Here is a 21,536-nt window from a genome sequence, read left to right on the forward strand (position 1 = left end):
GCGACCTCCGGTACGGAAGGGAGCGGTGTCCGTACTCATCGGGCCGCCACGGGGTCGGCCGGCGTCCGGCCCGCCGCGCCCTCCGGTATCTCCTCCGGCCGCGTCGCCTCGGTCGGCTGCGCGTCCGACGCCGTGATGTCCGCCGTGCTCTCGACGGGCTTGCCGTCGACGGCCCAGACGGTGCCGTCGTCGGCGTAGAGACGGACCGTGAGCTGGTGCGTGCCGCGCGGGACGAGGGCCGCGTCGAGCCGGTGGTCCGGGCCGCGCAGGCGGGCGACGAGGTCACCGTCGAGGAAGAGGTGGGCGATGCCGCGGCCGGGTACCGCCCCGCTCTCCGTGCCCGCCGGCGAGAATCTGAAGTCGCGCACGGTCAGGCGTACGTCCCAGCTGTCGTCGCCGGCCGGCTGCACCTCGATACCGACCTCGGGCGCGTGCTCGGCGTCCACCTCGCGGTAGCGCCGGCCCTCCTCGTCGGTGGCGTCGAGCAGCCTGCCCACCGGCGTGGCCGCATCACCGCCCTCCGGTTCACCCACGTCACTGGAGCCGCAGCCCACGGATCCGGTCAGAAGCAGGACACAGACCGCGAGCACGGCGAGCACTCTCCGCGTCCACGACATAACGAGAGACTAGAACACCGGTCCGACCGCGCGGATCGCCCGGAGGTCTGGTTCAGGTCATCATCCCGCGGAGGGACAGGTATGACGGGCACGGGGACGGGTGTGCGCCGGGAAGCCCGTACGACCTCTTGCGCCCGGGAAACCGCAATCCTACGGTGTCCCATAGGAATCGGGTGGGACACGGGTTGCGAGGGAGCGATCGATGAGTGGGGACGCGCGGAAGACCGCGGAGGGGCTGGCCTACCTGTCCGGCTTCGGCAACGAGCACAGCTCGGAGGCGGTTCCGGGCGCGCTGCCCGAAGGCCGGAACTCGCCGCAGCGGGCCCCGCTCGGGCTGTACGCGGAGCAGCTGAGCGGCACGGCGTTCACCGAGCCGAGGGCGCACAACCGCCGCTCGTGGCTGTACCGGATCCGCCCGTCGGCCGCCCACCCGGCGTTCACCCGCGCGGGCAACGGCGCGGTCCGCACCGCCCCCTTCAACCAGGCGGTGCCGGACCCGAACCGGCTGCGGTGGGACCCGCTGCCCGAGCCCGAGGCCGGCACCGACTTCCTCGCGGGCCTGTGGACGCTGGGCGGCAACGGCGACGCGACGCAGCGCACCGGCATGGCCGTGCACCTCTACCACGCCACGTCGTCCATGGAGCGGGTCTTCAGCGACGCCGACGGCGAGCTGCTGATCGTCCCGGAGCGCGGCGGCCTGCTGCTGCGCACCGAGTTCGGGCTGCTGCACGCCGAGCCCGGTCATGTGGCGCTGGTCCCGCGCGGGGTCCGTTTCCGCGTGGAGCTGCTCGACGCCGACGCCCGCGGCTACGTCTGCGAGAACTACGGCGCCCCCTTCCAGCTCCCCGACCTCGGCCCGATCGGCGCCAACGGGCTCGCCAACGCCCGGGACTTCATGGCGCCGGTCGCCGCCTACGAGGACGTCGAGGGGCCGGTGGAGGTGGTCAACAAGTTCTGCGGCAACCTCTGGACCGCCACCTACGGCCACTCCCCGCTCGACGTGGTCGCCTGGCACGGCAACCACGTGCCGTACGTCTACGACCTGCGCCGTTTCAACGTCATCGGCACCATCTCGTACGACCACCCGGACCCGTCGATCTTCACGGTGCTCACCTCCCCCTCGGACACCCCGGGCCTCGCGGGCGTCGACTTCGTGGTGTTCGCGCCGCGCTGGCTGGTGGGCGAGGACACCTTCCGGCCGCCGTACTTCCACCGGAACGTGATGAGCGAGTACATGGGCCTGATCGAGGGCGCCTACGACGCGAAGGCTGCCGGTTCAGGTGGCTTTGTGCCGGGCGGCGGCTCGCTGCACAACATGATGTCGGCGCACGGCCCGGACCGGGAGACCTTCGACCGGGCGAGCGCCGCCGAGCTGAAGCCGCAGCGGATCGACGACGGGCTGGCGTTCATGTTCGAGACGCGCTGGCCGGTGACGCTCACGCCCCAGGCGGCCCGCGCCGAGCACCTGCAGCGGCGCTACGACGACGTCTGGCAGGGCCTGGAGCGTCACTTCCGCCCCTTGCACTGAGGATTCACTACCGGTACGGATGGCCCGTGACCTCCTTCGCCCCGGACTCCATCGTCCTGAACCGCAAGCTGCCGCTCTGGTATCAGGTGTCGCAGTCGCTGCGCGCCTCGATACTGGGCCGCTCGCCCCGGGACCCGCTGCGCCTGCCCACGGAGGAGCAGCTGGCCGGACACTACGGGGTGAGCGTGCTGACCATGCGGCAGGCGCTGAAGGAGCTGGAGGACGAGGGACTGATCACCCGCCACCGGCGGCGCGGCACGTTCATCGAGCCGGACGTCAGGCGGGGCGCGCCGGTGCGGCTGCTGGGATCGGTGGACGCGATCGTGGCCCAGCAGTCCGGCATGAAGGCCGAGCTGCTGGACCACGGCACCGGTCCCGTGCCGCCCGAAGTCGCCGAGTACTTCCCGGAGTCGCCCCGGGTGGGGACGTACCACCGGCTGCGCTGCGACGAGCAGACCGGCGAGCCCACCAACCACGCCCGCAACTACGTCCGGCCCGAACTGGCCGCCCGCATCGACCCCGACGACCTCGTCCGCCGGCCGATGACCAAGGTGCTGCGGGACGTGCTGGGCGTGGACATCAGCCGGATCACGGACACCGTCCAGGCCCGGCTCGCCGACCCGGAGACGGCCCGGCTGCTCGAAGTGCCGCTGCTCAGCCCGATCCTGCACTACACCGGCATCACGTACGACACGGCGGGCCGGGTGCTGGACGTGGCGGTCATCCACTACCGGGGCGACCGCTTCTCCTTCACGGTCACCCTGGACGCCACGTGAGGGTGTGGCGCCCCGTCGTACGATGCCCGGCGTGACGCACGACGACGCCCCGCCGCTGGCGGACCTCATGCCGTGGTCCGTCGCACCGCCGCGACTCGGCCGGGGGTGGCCGGCGGCCCCCGACGCGGCATCCCTGAAGGCCCGCTGGGAGGCCCTGGTGAAGGCCCGGGGCCCCGGCCGCGAGGCCCTGTTCGAACCGACGCGCTCCCGCACGCTGCACACGGCGGTCGGGCGGCTGCCGGGCACGTCCGGCGGCACGGAGAAGCTGCTGCGCGCCTCGGGACCGTGTCCGGAACCGGTCCGGGTGCTGCGCGCGCCCTTCGACGAGCAGTGGCTGATCCCGGACCAGCGGCTGATCGACGCGGCCCGCCCGGAGCTGTGGCGGGTGGCGGACGAGCGGCAGGTGTTCGTCGTGGCGACCCCCGGCGCCCCAGACCCCTCCGGCACCCCCGGCACCCCGGGCCCCCCGCCGCTCCTCGCGACCTCCCGGCTGCCGCTGTTCGGCCCCGCCCGCGTCCGCCCGCTGTTCCGCCGCCCCGGCGGGACGGAGCCGAACCTGGCGCCCGGCCTCCTCGACCACCTGGGCGCCCGCCTCGGCCGGCGTCCCGAGCCGCCGGACGTCCTGGCGTGGGCGGTGGCGACGGTACGGGCGGACTCCCGCGTTCCGCTCACCGCGGACCCGGCGCTGTGGGAGCGCGGGGTGGAGCTGGGCCGGCGCGTCCTGTGGCTGATGCGCCGCGACGGCGAACGCCCCAAGCTGCCCGGCGGCCGCCGCCCCTACGTCCGCGCCCCGCTGCCCGCGCGCCCGCGGACGCTGCGCTACGACCGGGACGCGGAGGCCCTGTACCTGGACGAGGGCCGCGTCTCCCCCGTGCCGCCCGGCGCCTGGGACTTCGAGGCGGGCGGGGTCCGGGTGCTGGAGCAGTGGTTCGCGGCCCGCACCGCGGAGGGCGAGCCGGGCACGCTGGAGGCGGTCCGCCCGGCGGCCTGGCCGCAGACCTGGACGTCGGAGCTGCTGGAGCTGGTCACGGTCCTCGCGCTGCTCGCCGAGGTGCGCCCGCGCTGCGGAGAGCTGGAGGTTACGGCCCGCATCACCGCGTCCGAGCTGCGTGAGGCGGGCGTCCTGCCGGTCCCCGCGGCGGCCCGCCGGCCCGCGTCCGTGCTGGACGGGCAGGAGGAGGGGCCGGAGGGCCAGTTGGCGCTGCTGTAGACCGCCCAACACCCCGCGGCACCCCTGACGCTCGGACGCCCCGGCCCTCCGGCGGCCGAACGCCCCGCCCCCGGCGCTCACCGGACACGCAGGCGCGCCGACACCCGGGCGGCCCCCGGTGCTCCGACGCCTGGGCGACCCCGGCCCCGGCGCTCGGACGCCCCCGGCCCCCGGTCGCTCAGGCCCGCCGTGGCCCACGGGCCGCCCCGCTCAGGCGAACCCGTCCAGCACCCGCGTCAGCGCCCGCTCGAAGACCGCCTCCAGGTCGATGGGCCCGGCGTCCTCGGCGAAGGACGCCGCCAGCCGCGGGTAGGCGCCGCCGGCCAGCTGGGCGCCCAGGTAGGCGATGCGCACCGCGTTCTCCTGCTCCTCGGACCACGGCAGCGAGCGGGTGCGCTCGGCGGTGGCGAGCTCGTTGGTGACGTATGTCGTCACGACGCCGTTCACCATCGCGACCAGCTCCATCTTCGTCCCGTAGGGCGCGTCGAAGGGGTCGAGGCAGGCGAGGCAGTGCTCCAGGTAGCGCAGGGCGTGGGGGCTGAAGCCGTAGACGGGCGACATCAGGCGGGTCAGCCAGGTGTGGCGGTGCATCAGAGCCCGGGTCTGGTGGGCCATCCGCAGCATGTCGGCGCGCCAGTCGCCGCTCGGCTCCCACAGCTCGTGCTCGGCGCTGGCGGCGTCCATCATCAGCTCGTACAGGTCCTCCTTGCGGGGGACGTAGTTGTAGAGCGACATGGTGCCGCAGCCCAGCTCGGCGGCGACGCGGCGCATCGAGACCGCGTCGAGCCCCTCCGCGTCGGCGATCCGCACCGCGGCGGCGGCGATGTCGGCGCGGGTGTACGCCGGTCTCGGCCCCCGGCCGGTGCGCTCGGGGCGCGCCCAGATCACTTCGGGTACGGCCGCTCGGCCCGCCATGGATCATCACCTCGGCCACCATCCTAGTTACGTACGGCGTACGTAGTGCGTTATGGTCACCTCATGACTACTACGTACGCTGTACTTAGTGAGGGTCTGGAGAAGCGCTTCGGTGAAGTGCGCGCGTTGCGGGGCCTGGATCTGGCGGTGGCCGAGGGGACCGTGTGCGGGCTGCTCGGGCCGAACGGGGCGGGCAAGACGACGGCGGTGCGCCTGCTGACCACGCTGCTGCGGCCGGACGCGGGCAGTGCGCGGATCGCCGGCCAGGACCTGGTGCGCGAGGCCGCCGCCGTCCGGCGCCGGATCGGCGTCACCGGGCAGTACGCGTCGGTCGACGGGGACCTCACCGGCCGCCAGAACCTGCGGCTGTTCGCCCGGCTGCACCGGTTGCGGGACGCGTCGGCGCGGGTGGAGGAGCTGCTCGGCCGCTTCGGGCTGGCACAGGCCGCCGACCGTCCCGCCGCCACCCTCTCCGGCGGCATGCGACGCCGTCTCGACCTGGCCGCGAGCCTGGTGCGCCGCCCTGAGGTGCTGTTCCTGGACGAGCCGACGACGGGGCTCGATCCGGCCAGCCGCAATCAGATCTGGGACGCCGTGCGCGCCCTGAAGGAGGAGGGCACGACCGTGCTGCTCACCACGCAGTACCTGGAGGAGGCCGACCGTCTCGCCGACGACATCGCCCTGGTGGACCGGGGCCGGGTCGCCCACACCGGCTCCCCGGCCGAGCTCAAGGCGCTGGTGGGGGCGTACGCGGAGGCCGTCGTCGCGGACGCGGCCTCCATGGCGCGGGCGGCGGCGGTCCTCGACTGGCTCACGGGAGCGGAGCCGGCGCTCGACCCCGACCGGCGCACGGTGGGCGCGGTCAGCACCGACCCGACGCTGACCCTGCCGCGTCTGGTGCGCGAGCTGGACGCGGCGGGCGTCCCCCTGCTGGACGCGAGTCTGCGCCCGCCGACCCTCGACGACGTCTTCCTCCGCCTGACCGGCCAGAACGAGGAGCTTGCGGCATGAGCACCGTGGCGTACGACCTGGCCCACGACGGCACCGCGATGCTGGGCCGGCAGCTGAGGCGGCTGCGGAACAACCCGGGCCTGCTGATCCTCACCCAGACCATGCCGGTGACGATGCTGCTGTTCTTCGGCTACGTCTTCGGCAGCGCGCTGGCGATGCCGGGCGAGGAGTACCGGGCCTTCCTGGTGCCCGGCCTGCTGGTCGCGACGGCCGCGAACGGCCTGATGACGGGCATGTTCCAGGCCGCCCAGGACACCCACCGGGGCGTGACGGACCGGCTGCGGACGCTCCCCGTGAGCCGGGCGGCGGTGCCGCTGGGACAGGCGGTCGCCGATCTGCTCGTCACCGCCGCCGGCATGGTGCCCTTCCTGCTGGCCGGGCTGGCCGTGGGCTGGCGGATGGAGGGCAGCGCGCTCGGCGCGGCGGGCGCCGTGGGGCTGTTGCTGCTGTTCCGGTTCGCGACGACGTGGATCGGCGTCTTCCTGGGCCTGCTCACCCGCGACGAGGAGGCCGCCGGCCAACTGGGCGGCGCGACCTTCATCCTGCCGCTGCTGTCCAACGCGTACATTCCGGCCGAGGGCCTGCCGGGCTGGCTGCGCACGGTCGCCGAGTGGAATCCGATCAGCGCCGTGACCACGGCGTTGCGGGACCTGTTCGGCAACGCGCCGGTGCCGGAGGGGGCCGCCTGGCCGGTGGCCCATCCCGTCGCCGGGTCGCTGGCCTGGTGCGCGGTCCTGCTGGCGGTGTTCGTCCCGCTCGCCGTACGCCGCTACGCGCGCGGGGAGGGCTGAGCGGGCCGGTGGGCGTCGTCACCGCCGGGCGGGGACACGGCGGGACGGGCGTGCGGGAGCGGCCGGCGTGGGGACGCCGCGGAAACGCTGACGTACGGAGGAGACGAACGTACGGACGGGCGTGACGAAGAGGAGCCGGACGTACGGGTGGCACCCGCGCCGGGGTCACACCGAGGGGCCGCTGCGTGCCGTGGGGATGACGGGCGTGTGCGCGGCGCCGCGCCGGGACGGTGTGACCGCCGGAGCGCGGGGCCTCAGCTGCCGCCGAACAGCGAACGGCGCAGTCGGCGCAGTGGCGCGAACAGCGAGACCCGGCGCACCCTGGCGCCGCGGTTGCTGCGCTTGTGCGCGGGCTCACGCGCGGTCAGCTCACGCATCAGCGACGTCGCCTCCACCGTCTCCCGCTGCGGGAGGGCAGGCCCTCCGAGCACCGCGAGATGGCGGTCGAGGCGCGAGCTGGTCGCGCTGCTGCCGCAGGTGATCGCAGGGACCCTGGCCCTGCTGCGCACTGTTATCTGATCCATGTCACTCCCCACCCGTACGAGTCCACCCGGCCCGGGCAGGGTAACCCTATCGCCCCGGTACGGCATGCGTGTATCGCGGTCACAGGATTCACCTTCCCCGTAAGGGGGTTGACGATTACTCTCCGAATCCGACAGATTCCAGGGTGAGTTGGGCGACCGGCCTGCTCGTCGGCCGGTCCGAGCCCCCGCCGGGTTCGACGGTCACCGCGAGTGATGTGGCCGACCGGTCCAGGCCGGAGGCGACCAGGGGCGTGTCGTCGTCGGGGAGCCCCAGGGAGCGCGGCTGTGCGCCGGGGCGCACGAGCCAGAGCTGGTGCACGCGGCCACCGGACGGCTCGCCGTATCCGCTCAGGGTGACGACCGCGCGCCCCTCGGATGCGGAAGCCACCACTCCGACACTGCGCCCGCGGTCGTCCTCCCCGCCGGTCGCGCGGGCGTCCGGAGCGGCGAGAACGTGGGCGATCTCACGTGCCCGGTCCCGCGCGGTGTCCAGTTCGCCCCGCGTCCGGTCCGCCTGCACGGCGAAGAGCGCGGCGACCACGAGCGCCGCGGCGGCCGTCACCGTGGCGAAGGGCACCGACAGGGGACGCGGCCGGGGCGGACGGGAACGCTCCGGCGCCGACCCGCCTCCCCGGACGTGGGACGGCGGCCGGCGGACGGGCCCGCGTCCGGGCGCGGGCTCCTGCGCGGTGGTGCGTACGGCGGCCAGGACGCGGTCGCGCAGGGCGGCCGGGGCCGGTACGGCCGTGGACCAGGCCAGCCGGACGGCGTCCTCGGACAACGCCCTGACCTCGGCGGCGCAGCGGTCGCAGGCCTCCAGGTGCCTCTCGAACCGGACCCGTTCGGCGCCTTCCAGGGCGTCCAGGGCGTAGGGGGCGGCGAGCGAGTGGAGGCCGCCGCGGCGCGGCCGCCGGCCGAAGCGGTTCATGCGGCACCCCCCAGGCAGTCGCGCAGGCGGCCCAGTCCGTCTCTCATCCGGGTCTTCACCGTGCCCAGGGGCAGGGAGAGGCGCTCGGCGACCTCCCGGTAGGTGTAGCCGTCGTAGTAGGCGAGGGTGACGGACTGGCGCTGGAGGGCGGTCAGGCGGTCCAGGCAGCGGCGTACCCACTCGCGTTCGAGGCCCGCCTCGACCTCCTCCGCGACCTGGTCGAAGGCGGGGTGGTGGGCGCGCCGGGCCTCGCGCCGCTCGCGTTCGCCGGCCGCGCGGGCGCTGCGCACCCGGTCGACGGCGCGGCGGTGGGCGACGGTGAGGATCCAGGACAGGGCGCTCCCCCGGCGCGGGTCGAACCGCGCGGCGGACCGCCACAGTTCCAGCAGCACCTCCTGCGCCACCTCCTCGGACTGGGCGGGGTCGCGCACCACGCGCCGTACGAGTCCGAACACCGGGCCGGAGACCAGCCCGTACAGGTCCTCGAAGGCCTTCTGGTCGCCGTCCGCCACGAGCGTCAGCAGCTCGTCCGCCTCCACCGGCGTCCCCCTCTCCGCGGGCCGCACCGGCCCGTCGACGTCACCGCCGGGCGCGCGACGGCGCGCCCTCCGGCTGGAGTTACGGATCGGCGGGCCGAAAACGCGGGTCGGCCGCGCACTCGGAGCGGTACGTCCTCGTCCTCGGGACCGGATCGGTGTTCAGGGGACCGCATCGACCCTCGACTGAGCTACTTTTGGGGTGAATACGGGAGAACGACGGGCCCGTTCCCGGAATGTCCGCGCGAGACTTCGAGGGGGCGCCGGTGTCCCAGGAACCCGGCAGTGAGCGCGTGATCGCCGGTCGCTACCGCCTCCTGTCCCCCCTCGGCGAGGGCGGGATGGGCACGGTGTGGCGCGCCCGCGACGAGGTGCTGCACCGCGAGGTCGCCGTCAAGGAGGTGCGGGCCCCGGCCGGGCTGCCGGAGTCCGACGTGCGGCGGATGTACGCCCGGCTGGAGCGGGAGGCGTGGGCCGCCGCCCGGGTGGCCCACCACAACGTGGTCACGGTGTACGACGTGGCCACCGACGGCGGCCGTCCCTGGATCGTGATGGAGCTGGTGCGCGGGCTGTCCCTGGCCGACCGGCTGGAGGCCCAGGGCCCGCTGGAGCCGCACCGCGCGGCGGCCGTCGGGGCCGAGGTGCTGGCCGCGCTGCGGACCGCGCACGCGGCGGGGGTGCTGCACCGGGACGTGAAGCCGGCCAACGTGCTGCTGGCGAACGACGGCCGGGTGGTGCTCACCGACTTCGGGATCGCCATGGTCGAGGGCAGCTCCGCGCTGACCATGACCGGCGAGGTCGTCGGCTCGCCCGAGTTCCTGGCACCCGAACGGGCCCTGGGGCGCACGCCCGGCCCGGAGTCCGACCTCTGGTCACTGGGCGTGCTGCTGTACGCGGCGGTCGAGGGCGCCTCGCCGTTCCGCCAGGACACCCCGCTGAGCACCCTGCGGGCCGTCGTCGACGAGGAGTTGCCGCCGCCGCACCGGGCCGGTCCGCTCACGCCCGTCATCGAGGGCCTGCTGCGCAAGGACCCGGCCGAGCGGCTCCCCGCCGAACGGGCCGAACGGGACCTGCGGACGGTGGCCGCCGGAGGCGCCGTCGGCGGGGCGGGCGACACCCGGACGGGCGCGGTGCCGGCCGGCGCGTACGCCCCGACGGTCGCGGCCTTCCCGGAACCGGGGGCGGCGTCGACCCCCCGGGCGCCCCTGCCTTCGACGACGCCGGACACGGCGGGGACCGCGCCCGCCGGGCCGGGCGGCCGGGACCGGCGGGCGCGGGCCGTGCTGGTCCTGGGGCTGGCCGTGCTGGTGCTGGCACTGGCCGGACTGACGTACGCGCTGCTCGACCGGTCCGGCGGCGGTGGCGGAACCGAGGGGTCGGGCGGGAGCCCGGGACCGGGGGCGAGCACGCTCGCGCCGAGCCCGGCCGAGAGCGGTACGGAGCCGACTGCGCCGGCCTCCTCCGCGAGTCACAGCCGGCGCAGCAGTCCGCCGCCCCAGTCGGTGCGGGTGTCCGTGGCCGGCGCGCACACCGAGTACGAGGGGAGCTGTCCGCCGCCGCACGACCGGGCGCCCGCCTTCACGGCGACGTTCACGGTGGAGCGGCTGCCCGCACAGGTGGGCTACCGCTGGGTGACCGAGGACGGGTCGGTCTCCGATCCCGGCTGGCGGACGCTGTCGTTCCCGGCGGGCGGTGAACGCTCGCGGCAGGACACGGTCGTCGTGACGACGGACGGGGCGAGCGGCGCGTTCGAGGGCGCGGTCCGGGTGGAGGTGCGGGAACCGGTGGAGGCGACGTCGAACGCGGTGGCGTTCTCCGTGACGTGCGCGGCGGAGACGGAGCCCGGGACGGAGACCCCGACGGGCGGGGCCTCCCCCTCTTCCTCTTCCTCCTCTTCTCCGTCTGCTTCCGCTCGGGGCGGCCCGTGAGGGGCCGCCGGATCAGGCGGCGCCGTTGAGGACCGGCAGGTAGCCGCCGGACTGACCGGCCGCGGTCGGGTGGTAGGACTCGCCGATGTTGAGCCAGTTCACGCTGTGCAGCCAGGAGCTGCCGGAGCAGATCTCGTGGCCGGTGAAGGTGGGCCGTACGTCGCCGAAGGTGAAGCCGTGGTCGGCGGCACGCTTGGCGATCGCGGTGTTGAGGTGGTCCGCGGCGTCGTTGATCGCCTTCCGCTTGGTCTCGGAGAGGCCGATGCAGGAGGTGCCGAGCCGGTAGAAGCGCGGGTAGCCGATGACGACCACGTGGGCGTTGGGGGCCCGGTCGCGGATCGCGGAGTAGACGTTGTCGAGGTTGCCGGGGAGCGTCGAGTCGACGTACGCCTTCGCGGTGGCGATCCGGGACAGGCAGGAGCTGTCGGACTGGAGGACGCAGGCCGTCATGACGTCACCGAAGCCGGCGTCGTTGCCGCCGACGCTGATCGAGACCAGGCCGGTGGTGGTGCTGAGCGGGCCGAGCTGTCCGGCGAGGACATCACCCGTTCGGGCGCCGGAGCAGGCGGTGAAGTCGAAGCTGGAGGGTGTGTTGGCGGCCGCCCAGAGGTAGGGGTGGGCCTTGGTGCTGCGCTTGCAGTCGCCGCTGGAGCCGATGTAGCTGCCCGCTCCCACACCGGAGGCGTAGGAGTCGCCGAGCGCCACATAGCCCTCGGCGGCGGCGTGTTGGGCGGCCTCGGCGGTCGCGGCCCCGGTGAGGGCGGTACCGGCGGCGAGGAGGAGTGAACTCAGGATGCCGACAAGTCGGGAACGTCTCATGGAACCTCCTTTAGCAGGGTCTCTGCCGTCAACCGTGGTAGCAGCTACGCGTGTTGACAGGAAGTGTCCATGCCAAAAAATGGCTGACGGTCGTTCAAAATCGGACGAGAACCGGCGGGAACACCAGTGCCGTCTTGACGGCCTCCCGAGAGCTGGGTCACATTGAGGCCCGGCATCTTGGGCTTCGGGGGGCAAAGCGGAACGGTCAGGGAGACCCGGGCCGCGGGAAAACGCCCCGCAAGAAGAACGGATGACGGCAAACCAACAAAAACGTGAGACCTGGTTCCAGGTCTTGCCATACGGGTTCAATCGTCAATACCGTCATACATCTCCCGCGTCGGTACGTCGGCAAGCGGCTCAGGGGAGGGCTCGAGGCCGCGGCGGACCGGGGCGGGACGCGCGGTAGGGGGGTGCCGTGCTCGGTGACCGCACCGGTGACCGGGCCGTGCCGCGCGGTCGGCCGTCGTTTTTCTCGCGGCGCCGACAGGCTTTGCCAGCTCACCTGGCACGCACGGAGATCCGTCCCGTCGCGCCGTGGGTGAGAACCCCCCTTTCGAACCGGATACAGAGCCGGACCGCCCCTGGGGCGGGCGGTCCGCCGGACGAGAGGGACCAGACTCATGAGCTCAGTTCTGCAGCCGGCGTCGACGGGCAACGACCCGTCGTCCGACCCGTCTCCCGCCGAGAAGTACCGGCCCGTCTCCTCGCACCTGGCGATAGCGCCGCCGGTGAGCGTCGTGATACCCGCGATGAACGAGGCGGAGAACCTTCCCTACGTCTTCAAGACGCTGCCCGACTGGATCCACGAGGTGGTCCTCGTGGACGGCAACTCCACCGACGACACCGTGCGGGTCGCCCGGGAGCTGTGGCCGGACGTCAAGGTGGTCGAGCAGCGCGGCAAGGGCAAGGGGGACGCGCTGATCACCGGCTTCGAGGCGTGCACCGGCGACATCATCGTGATGGTCGACGCCGACGGCTCGGCCGACGGCCAGGAGATCGTGTCGTACGTCTCCGCGCTGGTCTCCGGCGCCGACTTCGCCAAGGGCTCCCGCTTCGCCAACGGTGGCGGCACCGACGACATGACCTTCATCCGCAAGCTCGGCAACCGCGCCCTGTGCGCGGTCGTCAACCGGAAGTTCGGCGCCCGCTACACCGACCTCTGCTACGGCTACAACGCGTTCTGGCGGCACTGCCTGGACAAGATCGACCTCGACTGCACCGGCTTCGAGGTGGAGACCCTGATGAACATCCGGGTCGTCAAGGCGGGGCTCAAGGTGCAGGAGATACCCAGCCACGAGTACCTGCGCATCCACGGCGTCAGCAACCTGCGCGCCGTGCGGGACGGGCTGCGGGTGCTCAGGGTGATCCTCGACGAGCGGTCCAACCGGCGTGCGCTGCGCGGCCGTACGCACGCGCCGACGCTCGCCTCGGCCGGTCCCGCCACCCCCGCGGCCCCCGTCGCCCCGGTCGTCCCGGTCCGGAGGAAGGCGTCTTGAGTGGTACCGACGCCCCTCTCACGATCTCCGTCGTGATCTGCGTCTACACCGAGGACCGCTGGGAGGACATCCTCGCGGCGGTCTCCTCGGTGCGGGCGCAGTCCCACCCGGCGCTCGAGACGCTGCTGGTCGTCGACCACAACGAGACGCTGCGGGAACGGCTGCTGAAGGAGTACGGGGAGAGCCCGGACGGGCAGGACGTGCGGGTGCTCGCCAACGCGGGCCCCCGCGGGCTGTCCGCCGGCCGCAACACCGGGATCGCCGCCTCGCGCGGCGAGGTGATCGCCTTCCTCGACGACGACGCCGTGGCCGAACGGGACTGGCTGCGGCATTTCGCCGAGGGATACGCCGATCCGGCGGTGGTCGCCGTCGGCGGGCGCACGGTGCCGGTCTGGGCGTCGGGGCGCCGGCCGGTCTGGTTCCCGGAGGAGTTCGACTGGGTGGTGGGCTGCACGTACCGGGGGCTGCCGCCCGGCCGGGTCCGGGTGCGCAACGTGCTCGGCGGCAACGCCTCCTTCCGACGGGAGGCGTTCGACGCGGCGGGCGGCTTCGCCACCGGCATCGGACGCGACGGCGACAAACGCCCGCTGGGCTGCGAGGAGACCGAGCTGTGCATCCGGCTCACCCGCGCCCGTCCCGACGCCGTGCTGCTGATCGACGACCGCGCGGTGATCCACCACCGGGTGCCCGAGGTCCGCGAGCACTTCGCCTACTTCCGCACCCGCGCCTACGCCGAGGGTCTGTCCAAGGCCCTGGTGGCCCGCAGTGTCGGCGCGGACAAGGGCCTGGAGTCCGAACGCCGGTACGCCACCCGGGTGCTGCCCGCCGGTGTGGTGCGCGGGCTGCGCGACGCCGTGCTGGCCCGGCCGGGCGGCGCGGGCCGGGCGGGCGCGATCGTCGCCGGGGTGCTCACCGCGGCGGGCGGCTACGCGGTGGGGAGCGTACGGGCGCGGCGGGGCGGGGTCGCCTTCTCCGTGGCGCCGGTCGGGCCGGCCGAGGGGGCCGCGCGTGGCTGAGACGTACGGGACGGACGCGCGGGTGCCGGTCCTGATGTACCACGCGGTCGCGGACGACCCGGACGAGGCGACCCGCGCCCTGTCGGTGACCCCGCGGGCGTTCGCCGAGCAGATGGCGGCGATCGCCGACCGGGGCCTCACCCCGGTCGGCACGGCGGAGCTGGCCGCCGCCTGGCGCCTGGGAGGTCCGCTGCCGAAGCGGCCGGTCCTCATCACCTTCGACGACGGCTACGAGGGCGTGCACCGGCACGCCCTGCCCGCCCTCGCCGAGCACGGCTTCCCGGCCACGCTGTTCGTCTCCACCGGCTGGCTGCGCGGTCCGTACGACACCGGGGGCGCCCTGGACACCATGCTCGACTGGGGCCAGGTACGTGAACTGGCCGCCGCCGGCGTGGAGATCGGCGGGCACAGCCACACCCACCCGCAGCTCGACCAGCTCGACGAGGAACGGCTGCGCTTCGAGCTGATCCACTGCAAGGAGATCGTCGCCGACCAGCTGGGCACCGTGCCCGCCTCCTTCGCCTACCCGTACGGCTACTCCGACCGCCGGGTGCGGCGGGCGGTGCGCGAGACGGGGTACGCGCAGGCGCTCGCCGTCGGCAACGGCCTGGCGCGCCGGGCGCAGGGGCCGTACGCCCTGCGCCGGGTCACCGTGCGCCGCTCGACGGGGACGGAGGAGTTCGCCCGGCTGCTCGACGGCCGCGCGATCGCCCGCACGTTCGCGCGGGACCGGGCCCTGACCAAGGGGTACGCCGTACTCCGCCGGGCGCGGCGGGTGCAGGGGCGGCTGCGCGAGCGGATGCCGGGGGCCGGCGCCTGAACCGCCGGCCGACCGGCCCTCGCGCACCGCACCCGTGCCGGGTGCGCCCGGGAAACCGGGTGCACGCGGCGGCCGGGTGCGCCCGGGAAACCGGGTGCACGCGGCGGCCGGGTGCCGGATCATGGCGGCATGTCCGTGAACCCGCACGACGCCCTGCCGATCCGGCTCAACGTCGACGACAGCGACTCCCCGTCCGATGTCGTCGACGCGCTGTTCCTCGGCCGTTTCGCGACGGGCGAGCAGCCCTTCGCGCACGCGGCGAACATCGACCGCGTGCGGTCCGGGGCGACCCTGCTGCCGCCCGGCGCGCGCGTGCTGCGGACCGCCCGCGACGACGACCGCAGCGCGATCCTGGCCGAGGGCGACGGCTGGACGCTGCTGGTCTCGCGCTGGAACCGGGGCGCCGACGTCACGGTGACGGCGACCTCCGCCGGCCTGGCCGAGCAGGTACTCGCCGACGCGACCGACGGCGCGGCGGACGAACCCGAGCCCCAGCCGGAGAACGTGACGATGGGCTTCTGGTACGTCTCCCCGCGCCGCGGCCCGCACCGCACCACCCGGCAGATCTCCGCGGGCACCTGGGAGGAGGTCCGGGCCAACTACACGGCGCCGGTCGCGGACGCGATGGACGGCCTGATGAAGACGACGCCCGAGGACATCGCGGGCCGCCTGCTGCTCCTGCACGGGCCGCCGGGCACCGGCAAGACCTCGGCGCTGCGCACCCTCGCCCGCTCCTGGCGGGACTGGTGCCAGGTCGACTGCGTCCTGGACCCGGAGCGGCTCTTCTCCGACGTCGGCTACCTGATGGACATCGCGATCGGCGAGGACGACTCGTCCGGCAAGGGCCGCTGGCGGCTGCTGCTGCTGGAGGACTGCGACGAGCTGATCCGCGGCGAGGCCAGGCACACCGCCGGGCAGGCCCTCTCCCGGCTGCTGAACCTGACGGACGGACTCCTGGGCCAGGGCCGCAACGTCCTGGTCGGCGTCACGACCAACGAGGACCTGGAACGCCTGCACCCCGCCGTCGTCCGTCCCGGCCGCTGCCTGGCCCGCATCGAGGTCGGACCGCTGACCCGACGGGAGGCGGTGAACTGGCTCGGCACCGAGGAGGGGATCGGCCGCGAGGGCGCCACGCTGGCGGAGCTGTACGCGCTGCGCCGGGGCACCTCACCGACGACGCTGCCGGAACCGCGGGACGGCGCGGAGGCCGGGCTCTACCTGTAGCTGCCTCGATCCGGTAGCTGCTTTGATGGGGATATGCCCCTGTTCGTCGGCACGTCGGGCTGGCAGTACCGGGACTGGCGGGACGTGCTCTACCCGCCCGGTCTGCCCGTACGGCTGTGGCTGGAGCGGTACGCGGCGGCCTTCGCCACGGTCGAGATCAACAACGCCTTCTACCGGCTGCCGTCCCGGGAGACGTTCGAGGCGTGGCGGGACCGGCTGCCGGCGGACTTCACGGTCGCGGTCAAGGCCAGCCGCTACCTCACCCACATCAAGCGCCTGCGGGAACCCGAGGAGCCCGTCGACCGCCTGATGACCCACGCGGCGGGCCTCGGCGACCGCCTCGGTCCGGTCCTGCTGCAACTGCCCCCGACCCTGCGGGCCGACCCGGCCCTCCTGGACACCTGCCTGGCCTGCTTCCCGCCCGGCACGCGGGTCGCGGTGGAACCCCGGCACGAGTCCTGGTGGACGCCCGAGGTCCGGGAGGTCCTGCTCTCCCGGGGCGCGGCCCTGTGCTGGGCGGACGTCCTGTCCCGCCCGGTGACCCCGCTGTGGCGCACCACCGACTGGGGCTACGTCCGCTTCCACCAGGGCCGGGCGGCGGCCTGGCCGCGCTACGGCCGCCGGTCACTGGCGACCTGGGTACGGCGTATCGGGGACACCTGGCCCCGGCAGGACGTCTACGCGTACTTCAACAACGACCCGAACGGTGCGGCGATCCGGGACGCACAGCTCTTCGCGAGACTGGCCCGCGCGTCAAACCTGACGGTCACCCGAACGCCCTGAGGGGCACGGGGCTGAGACATGTGCGGCTCCGCCGCGTGCGCGCGACCAGCCCCAACGCACCCACAGCCGGCGACCGGCCGAAACCACAACGGCGCTCACCCCCGATAGACCGCCCGCACCGCGTCCCGCACCGCGGCCACCGCGTCCTCCTCCCCCGCCCCGAGCCGCCGAGCCCGCTCGGCATACCCCTGGGCCGCGGAGGCCAGCTCCCGCTCCGCCGCCGCCCCCGCGGCAGCGACGAACGTCCCGTTGCGCCCCCGCGTCTCGATCACCCCGTCCCCTTCCAGCGCCCGGTACGCCTTGGCGACCGTGTTCGCGGCGAGCCCGAGGGACTCGGCCAGGCCGCGCACGGTCGGCAGCCGGTAGCCGACCGGCAGCGCCCCCGACCGCGCCTGTTCGGAGATCTGCGCCCGCACCTGCTCGTAGGGCGGGGTGCCGTCATCGATGTGGATCTGCAAGGTCACCCGGCGATTGTCCCGTACCCCCGGGGGCCCGGAAAATGGGAGGCACCCGGCGGCCCTCCCGCCGTAGCGTGCGCCCACATGACCGTACTCGTACGCGACCTGCGTCCCGACGATCCGGCCGACGTCGCCGCCTTCGCGCATGTCCGGCACCTCGCCCTGCCGTACCTCCTGTGGACGCCCGAGGCCGTCGTCCACCATCTCGTCCGCGCCCGCCCGCAGACCCGGAGCCGGTCCCTCGTCGTGGAGGAGGACGGGGAGACGATCGGCACGGCGCAGCTCGGGCTGGTCCACGACAGTCCGGAGCCGGGTCAGGCGTACCTCAACGTCTACGTCCGTCCGGACAGGGTCCGCCGCGGTGCCGGCGGGCTGCTGGTGCGCACGTCCGAGGAGTACCTCGGCACGGAGGGGGCGACGAAGCTGTTCGCGTGGGTGCTGGACGAGCCCGCGAACCTCGCCTTCGCCCAACGGCACGGCTACCAGGGGCGACGCGCCGCCCACTTCCTCCGGCTGGACCTGGCCAACGCCGCCCTGCCGGACCCACCGGCCGCACCACCCGGCGTCGAACTCGGCACCGCCGCCGACTTCGCCGACGATCCCCGCCCCTTGTTCGAACTGGACGCGGAGCTGGTGGCGGACGAACCGAGCGACGTCGCCGTCGAGTTCACGGACTACGAAGCGTGGCTCGCGGAGACCTGGCGGCACCCGCTGCTGAACCGCGAGCTGACCACGGTCGCGGTCGTCGACGGCCGCCCCGCCGCCTTCAGCGTGGCCCACACGGACGGCGGCACCCGCTATTCGACCGCCATGACCGGCACGGTCCGGGCGCACCGCGGCCGGGGCCTGGCCAAGCTCACCAAGACCGACTCGCTGCGCCGCGCCCGCGCCGCCGGGTACACGGAGGCGTTCACCGGCAACGACACGGACAACGGCCCGATGCTCGCCGTCAACAAGTGGCTCGGGTACGAGGTCTGCGGGACGGAGGTGCGCCATGTCCGCGAACTCGGCTGAGGCAGTGGCGGAGGTGGACGTCGTCCTGGTCAAGGCGGGCCGTACGAAGATCCGGTACACGGGCGTGCTGCTGCACGACGACGGCACCCGTCTCGCCGTCCGCTGCCCCTGGGCCGGTGCGGGCGTCCGCGACTTCGGCTTCGTGCGCTTCGAGGCCGGCGACGTCTTCACCGAACACTACTGGCGTGACCGGTGGTACTCGGTGAAGGAGGTCCGGACGGCGGCCGGGGCGCTGAAGGGCTGGTACTGCGACATCGCCCGCCCCGCCGTGTTCGACGGCATCGAGCTGGTCGTCGAGGACCTCGACCTCGACCTGTGGCGCTCCGCGGACGGCACGGACGTACGGCGCCTCGACGAGGACGAGTTCGCCCGGAGCGGCCTGCTGGAGCGCGACCCCGAGTCCGCCGCCGCCGCCGTGGCCGCACTGGACGAACTGGAGCGGCTGGCCCGCGGGGAGGACTTCACCGACCTGCTGGCGTGACCTCTGTCGGCTCACCCGGGTGTCACCACCACCGCGTACCGCTCGTCCGCCACCGCCCTGCCCCACAGTGCCGGGGCGTCCGACAGCCGCTCCAGGCGGATCCGCCCGGCGAGCGGGGCCAGGAGGGCGGTGAGCCGGTCGGCGGGTATGCCGACCGGGGTGACGGCCCCCCACACTCCCTCCACGAGGACCAGCCGGCCTCCCGGACGCAGCAACTCCCGCCAGTGCCGCAGGGCCCGGCCGGGGTCGGGCAGCGTCCACAGCACGTGCCGGACGAGCACGGCGTCGAAGCGCTGCTCGCCCACCGGGGGCGCCTCGGCGTCACCGGTCAGAAACACCGCGTCACGACCGGCGAGTTTGGTCCTGGCCCGCTCCACCATGGCCGGTGACAGGTCGACACCGGTGACGCGGTGTCCCTGCTCGGCCGCGAGGAGCGACAGGCTGCCGGTCCCGCAGCCCAGGTCGAGGAGTTCGCCGGGCCGCTCGGGCAGCCAGGATCTCAACCGCGCGGCCCAGGCCCGGCGCACGCCGGGGTCCCGCAGGCCGTGGTCCGGCTCGTCGTCGAAGTCGGCGGCCCGTGCGTCCCAGTCGATGCCCCATGTGCTACTCAACGCGCTCGCTCCGTCACCGTCGTTGTCCATGTGCCCAGGGTGACACCCGGCACTGACAACGCGGTCGGGGCGCGGGAACGTGACAACCGCCACTGACAGGGACGCATCGATGGGCAAGTCTCGGGGAAAGGGTCTACCTCCGTGAGAACGCGGAACCCGGTGGATCCGTAAGGAGGCAGCCATGCGCCGTCTGACCGTGCAGAAGCCCCTGAAGAAGACCGACGCCCGCCGTGTCCGCGAGGAGGCGGACACGCGTCCCTCGGGACGCCCGGAGGTCCGCGAGGACATCGCGCGCACCTGGTGGCCGGACAGCTGACCGGACCGGTCGCGATGAGACGCGTCAGAGCAGCCGCTTGCGGTAGTGGACGCGGTCGTAGGGCCCGTCCACCCGGCGCTCCACGGCCTCGTACCCGTACTTCGGGTAGATCCGCTGGTTCTCCCACATCATGGCGTTGGTGTAGAGCCTGACCTCGGGCAGGCCCAGCGCACGCGCGTGCGCGTCCACGAACCGCAGCAGCCGCCGCCCCACGCCCGTGCCGTGCGCGTCGGGGTGGACGGCGATGCTGTCGAGGAACAGGTGGTCCGCGTACGTCTCCACGACGACGAGGCCCGCGACGCCCGTGCCGGGTCCGCCGGTGACGAACACCTTGCCCGCGGCCACGTTCGCCGCGTGGTCCGCCTCCATGGGCTGCGGCACCACGCCGATGCGCTCGATGTAGGGGCGGTAGGCGGCGTCGGTGACGGCCTTCACCACCGGTACGTCCGCGGTGACCGCCTGCCGGATCCGCTCTTCTCCCATGCCGCGAACGGTAGCTACCTCAGCCCAGCCTGAGCACTCCCTTAACGCGACCATAAGGATCTCCATCACCCGCCTCCAGCAGGCGATTTCACGGTTTCTTGGGGCTAGCTTGCTGATCAACCCCACGGGTTCCGGCCCGAGTTCCACATCCCCAGTGACCGTTTCGAGGAGTTCCCCATGCCCGCACCGTCCGCGCCCCGCAGGGTCGCCGCCGTCGCCGTCGCCGGCCTCGCCCCGCTCGCCCTGACCACCCTGGCCGCCGCTCCCGCGTCGGCGCACGGTTCGATGGGCGACCCGGTCAGCCGGGTGTCGCAGTGCCACGCCGAGGGGCCCGAGAACCCGAAGTCGGCCGCGTGCAAGGCTGCCGTCGCGGCCGGCGGCACCCAGGCGCTGTACGACTGGAACGGCATCCGCATCGGCAACGCCGCCGGCAAGCACCGGGAACTGATCCCGGACGGCAAGCTGTGCAGCGCCAACGACCCGGCGTTCAAGGGCATGGACCTGGCCCGCGCCGACTGGCCCGCGACCAGCGTGAGCAGCGGCTCGTACACCTTCAAGTACCGCGTGACGGCCCCCCACAAGGGCACCTTCAAGGTGTACGTCACCAAGCCCGGCTACGACCCGTCCAAGCCGCTGGGCTGGGGCGACCTGGACCTGTCCGCCCCGGTGGCGACGGCCACCGACCCGGCGGCCTCGGGCGGTTTCTACACCTTCGCCGGCAAGCTGCCCGAGCGTTCCGGCAAGCACCTGCTGTACGCGGTGTGGCAGCGCTCGGACAGCCCGGAGGCGTTCTACTCCTGCTCCGACATCTCCTTCGGCGGAGCGGGCGGGAGCGGCGGCAACGGCACGGCGGCCGGTGACTCCGCGGACGCCGCCGCTCCGGCCCCCGAGGCGTCCGCTCCGTCCGAGGAGCAGATCGCGGCCGCCGCCGACAAGTCGACGATCGAGCACCACGGCCACGGCGACCAGGACGCCGAGACGACGGCGGACCCGACCGACCCTGCCTCCCCGGCCCCCGGGGACGAGGCCTCGGACGCGGCTTCCGAGTCCGCCGCGGCCGGTGGGCCCAACGAGGTCAAGGCCGCCGGCGCGGGCACCGAGAACCTCGCCGAGACCGGTGGGGACAGCACCACCCCCTACATCGCGGTCGGTGGCGCCGCCGCCCTGGCCGTCGGCGCGGCCGTGATGTTCGCGTCCGTGCGCCGGCGGGCCGCCGGCGGCAGGCACAGCGGCTGACCCCGGTCGACGGGG

The 21,536-nt window shown here is 73.9% G+C and carries 24 protein-coding genes; 15 read left to right on the forward strand and 9 right to left on the reverse strand.

Going from position 1 to position 21,536, the window contains the following annotated elements; all coding sequences use genetic code 11:
* Positions 1–35: 35 nt before the first annotated feature.
* Positions 36–617, reverse strand: coding sequence for a hypothetical protein (locus M6G08_RS33155; protein ID WP_272590824.1), 582 nt, complete (start codon positions 615–617; stop codon positions 36–38).
* A gap of 202 nt (positions 618–819) precedes the next feature.
* On the opposite strand from M6G08_RS33155, the gene hmgA reads away from it, so the two are divergent.
* From hmgA to M6G08_RS33170, 3 genes are read left to right on the forward strand one after another with little or no spacing between them, the layout of a single operon-like run.
* The gene (gene hmgA, locus M6G08_RS33160) at positions 820–2,145 is read left to right on the forward strand and encodes a homogentisate 1,2-dioxygenase (protein WP_272590825.1); all 1,326 of its coding nucleotides are present in this window, start codon (positions 820–822) and stop codon (positions 2,143–2,145) included.
* A 26-nt stretch (positions 2,146–2,171) separates the two neighbouring features.
* Complete coding sequence (locus M6G08_RS33165; RefSeq protein WP_272590826.1) at positions 2,172–2,921, forward strand: GntR family transcriptional regulator; 750 nt, start codon at positions 2,172–2,174, stop codon at positions 2,919–2,921.
* A gap of 22 nt (positions 2,922–2,943) precedes the next feature.
* Positions 2,944–4,131 carry a type ISP restriction/modification enzyme gene (locus M6G08_RS33170; RefSeq protein ID WP_272590827.1) on the forward strand — a complete coding sequence of 396 codons (1,188 nt, stop codon included), beginning with the start codon at positions 2,944–2,946 and terminating at the stop codon, positions 4,129–4,131.
* Between the two features lie 210 nt (positions 4,132–4,341).
* Here the strand turns inward: M6G08_RS33170 and M6G08_RS33175 are convergent, their stop codons facing one another.
* Entirely contained in the window at positions 4,342–5,046 is a 705-nt protein-coding gene (locus tag M6G08_RS33175) for a TetR/AcrR family transcriptional regulator C-terminal domain-containing protein (protein WP_272590828.1), read from the reverse strand.
* A gap of 63 nt (positions 5,047–5,109) precedes the next feature.
* Between M6G08_RS33175 and M6G08_RS33180 the strand changes: the two genes are divergently transcribed.
* Complete coding sequence (locus M6G08_RS33180) at positions 5,110–6,057, forward strand: efflux ABC transporter ATPase subunit, DrrA-related (RefSeq protein WP_272590829.1); 948 nt, start codon at positions 5,110–5,112, stop codon at positions 6,055–6,057.
* A complete protein-coding gene (locus M6G08_RS33185; protein WP_272590830.1) occupies positions 6,054–6,848 on the forward strand; it encodes an ABC transporter permease in 795 nt (264 codons plus the stop codon). Before M6G08_RS33180 ends, M6G08_RS33185 begins: the two co-directional genes overlap by 4 nt.
* A 254-nt stretch (positions 6,849–7,102) precedes the next feature.
* On the opposite strand, the gene M6G08_RS33190 is transcribed toward M6G08_RS33185, so the two are convergent.
* The 3 genes from M6G08_RS33190 to M6G08_RS33200 all read right to left on the reverse strand — a co-directional run bounded on the left by M6G08_RS33190 (position 7,103) and on the right by M6G08_RS33200 (position 8,839).
* Positions 7,103–7,372, reverse strand: a complete 270-nt coding sequence (locus M6G08_RS33190) for a hypothetical protein (RefSeq protein ID WP_272590831.1) — start codon at positions 7,370–7,372, stop codon at positions 7,103–7,105.
* Positions 7,373–7,487: 115 nt separating this feature from the next.
* Positions 7,488–8,300, reverse strand: coding sequence for an anti-sigma factor (locus tag M6G08_RS33195; RefSeq protein ID WP_272590832.1), 813 nt, complete (start codon positions 8,298–8,300; stop codon positions 7,488–7,490).
* On the reverse strand, positions 8,297–8,839 hold the full coding sequence (locus tag M6G08_RS33200; RefSeq protein ID WP_272590833.1) for a sigma-70 family RNA polymerase sigma factor: 543 nt from the start codon (positions 8,837–8,839) through the stop codon (positions 8,297–8,299). The genes M6G08_RS33195 and M6G08_RS33200 overlap by 4 nt, the downstream gene beginning before the upstream one ends.
* 233 nt (positions 8,840–9,072) lie before the next feature.
* Between M6G08_RS33200 and M6G08_RS33205 the strand changes: the two genes are divergently transcribed.
* On the forward strand, positions 9,073–10,764 hold the full coding sequence (locus tag M6G08_RS33205; RefSeq protein ID WP_272590834.1) for a serine/threonine-protein kinase: 1,692 nt from the start codon (positions 9,073–9,075) through the stop codon (positions 10,762–10,764).
* A gap of 12 nt (positions 10,765–10,776) precedes the next feature.
* Here M6G08_RS33205 and M6G08_RS33210 read toward each other — a convergent pair whose 3' ends face one another.
* Positions 10,777–11,583 carry an SGNH/GDSL hydrolase family protein gene (locus tag M6G08_RS33210; RefSeq protein ID WP_272590835.1) on the reverse strand — a complete coding sequence of 269 codons (807 nt, stop codon included), beginning with the start codon at positions 11,581–11,583 and terminating at the stop codon, positions 10,777–10,779.
* Between the two features lie 620 nt (positions 11,584–12,203).
* Between M6G08_RS33210 and M6G08_RS33215 the strand changes: the two genes are divergently transcribed.
* The 5 genes from M6G08_RS33215 (at position 12,204) to M6G08_RS33235 (ending at position 16,922) form a co-directional block, all read left to right on the forward strand.
* On the forward strand, positions 12,204–13,079 hold the full coding sequence (locus tag M6G08_RS33215) for a glycosyltransferase family 2 protein (RefSeq protein WP_272590836.1): 876 nt from the start codon (positions 12,204–12,206) through the stop codon (positions 13,077–13,079).
* The gene (locus M6G08_RS33220) at positions 13,076–14,095 is read left to right on the forward strand and encodes a glycosyltransferase family 2 protein (RefSeq protein ID WP_272590837.1); all 1,020 of its coding nucleotides are present in this window, start codon (positions 13,076–13,078) and stop codon (positions 14,093–14,095) included. Before M6G08_RS33215 ends, M6G08_RS33220 begins: the two co-directional genes overlap by 4 nt.
* 34 nt (positions 14,096–14,129) lie before the next feature.
* A complete protein-coding gene (locus tag M6G08_RS33225; RefSeq protein WP_272591499.1) occupies positions 14,130–14,915 on the forward strand; it encodes a polysaccharide deacetylase family protein in 786 nt (261 codons plus the stop codon).
* 129 nt (positions 14,916–15,044) lie between these two features.
* On the forward strand, positions 15,045–16,139 hold the full coding sequence (locus tag M6G08_RS33230) for a DUF5925 domain-containing protein (protein WP_272590838.1): 1,095 nt from the start codon (positions 15,045–15,047) through the stop codon (positions 16,137–16,139).
* Positions 16,140–16,172: 33 nt separating this feature from the next.
* Positions 16,173–16,922 carry a DUF72 domain-containing protein gene (locus M6G08_RS33235; protein WP_272590839.1) on the forward strand — a complete coding sequence of 250 codons (750 nt, stop codon included), beginning with the start codon at positions 16,173–16,175 and terminating at the stop codon, positions 16,920–16,922.
* Between the two features lie 95 nt (positions 16,923–17,017).
* Here M6G08_RS33235 and M6G08_RS33240 read toward each other — a convergent pair whose 3' ends face one another.
* Positions 17,018–17,386, reverse strand: a complete 369-nt coding sequence (locus tag M6G08_RS33240) for a GntR family transcriptional regulator (protein WP_272590840.1) — start codon at positions 17,384–17,386, stop codon at positions 17,018–17,020.
* Positions 17,387–17,464: 78 nt separating this feature from the next.
* On the opposite strand from M6G08_RS33240, the gene M6G08_RS33245 reads away from it, so the two are divergent.
* Together M6G08_RS33245 and M6G08_RS33250 are read left to right on the forward strand one after the other, a co-directional pair.
* Positions 17,465–18,394 (forward strand): GNAT family N-acetyltransferase, encoded by a 930-nt coding sequence (locus M6G08_RS33245; RefSeq protein ID WP_272590841.1) that lies wholly within the window; start codon positions 17,465–17,467, stop codon positions 18,392–18,394.
* Positions 18,375–18,875, forward strand: a complete 501-nt coding sequence (locus M6G08_RS33250; protein ID WP_272590842.1) for a ribonuclease FAU-1 family protein — start codon at positions 18,375–18,377, stop codon at positions 18,873–18,875. Before M6G08_RS33245 ends, M6G08_RS33250 begins: the two co-directional genes overlap by 20 nt.
* Before the next feature lie 11 nt (positions 18,876–18,886).
* Here the strand turns inward: M6G08_RS33250 and M6G08_RS33255 are convergent, their stop codons facing one another.
* Positions 18,887–19,516, reverse strand: coding sequence for a class I SAM-dependent methyltransferase (locus tag M6G08_RS33255; RefSeq protein ID WP_272590843.1), 630 nt, complete (start codon positions 19,514–19,516; stop codon positions 18,887–18,889).
* A 151-nt stretch (positions 19,517–19,667) separates the two neighbouring features.
* Between M6G08_RS33255 and M6G08_RS33260 the strand changes: the two genes are divergently transcribed.
* Positions 19,668–19,802 carry a hypothetical protein gene (locus M6G08_RS33260; protein ID WP_272590844.1) on the forward strand — a complete coding sequence of 45 codons (135 nt, stop codon included), beginning with the start codon at positions 19,668–19,670 and terminating at the stop codon, positions 19,800–19,802.
* A gap of 24 nt (positions 19,803–19,826) precedes the next feature.
* Here M6G08_RS33260 and M6G08_RS33265 read toward each other — a convergent pair whose 3' ends face one another.
* The gene (locus M6G08_RS33265) at positions 19,827–20,285 is read right to left on the reverse strand and encodes a GNAT family N-acetyltransferase (protein ID WP_272590845.1); all 459 of its coding nucleotides are present in this window, start codon (positions 20,283–20,285) and stop codon (positions 19,827–19,829) included.
* Positions 20,286–20,462: 177 nt separating this feature from the next.
* On the opposite strand from M6G08_RS33265, the gene M6G08_RS33270 reads away from it, so the two are divergent.
* Positions 20,463–21,521 (forward strand): lytic polysaccharide monooxygenase auxiliary activity family 9 protein, encoded by a 1,059-nt coding sequence (locus tag M6G08_RS33270; protein ID WP_272590846.1) that lies wholly within the window; start codon positions 20,463–20,465, stop codon positions 21,519–21,521.
* Positions 21,522–21,536: the final 15 nt, after the last annotated feature.

The organism is Streptomyces sp. M92, from assembly GCF_028473745.1.
In the GTDB taxonomy this organism is placed as follows: domain Bacteria; phylum Actinomycetota; class Actinomycetes; order Streptomycetales; family Streptomycetaceae; genus Streptomyces.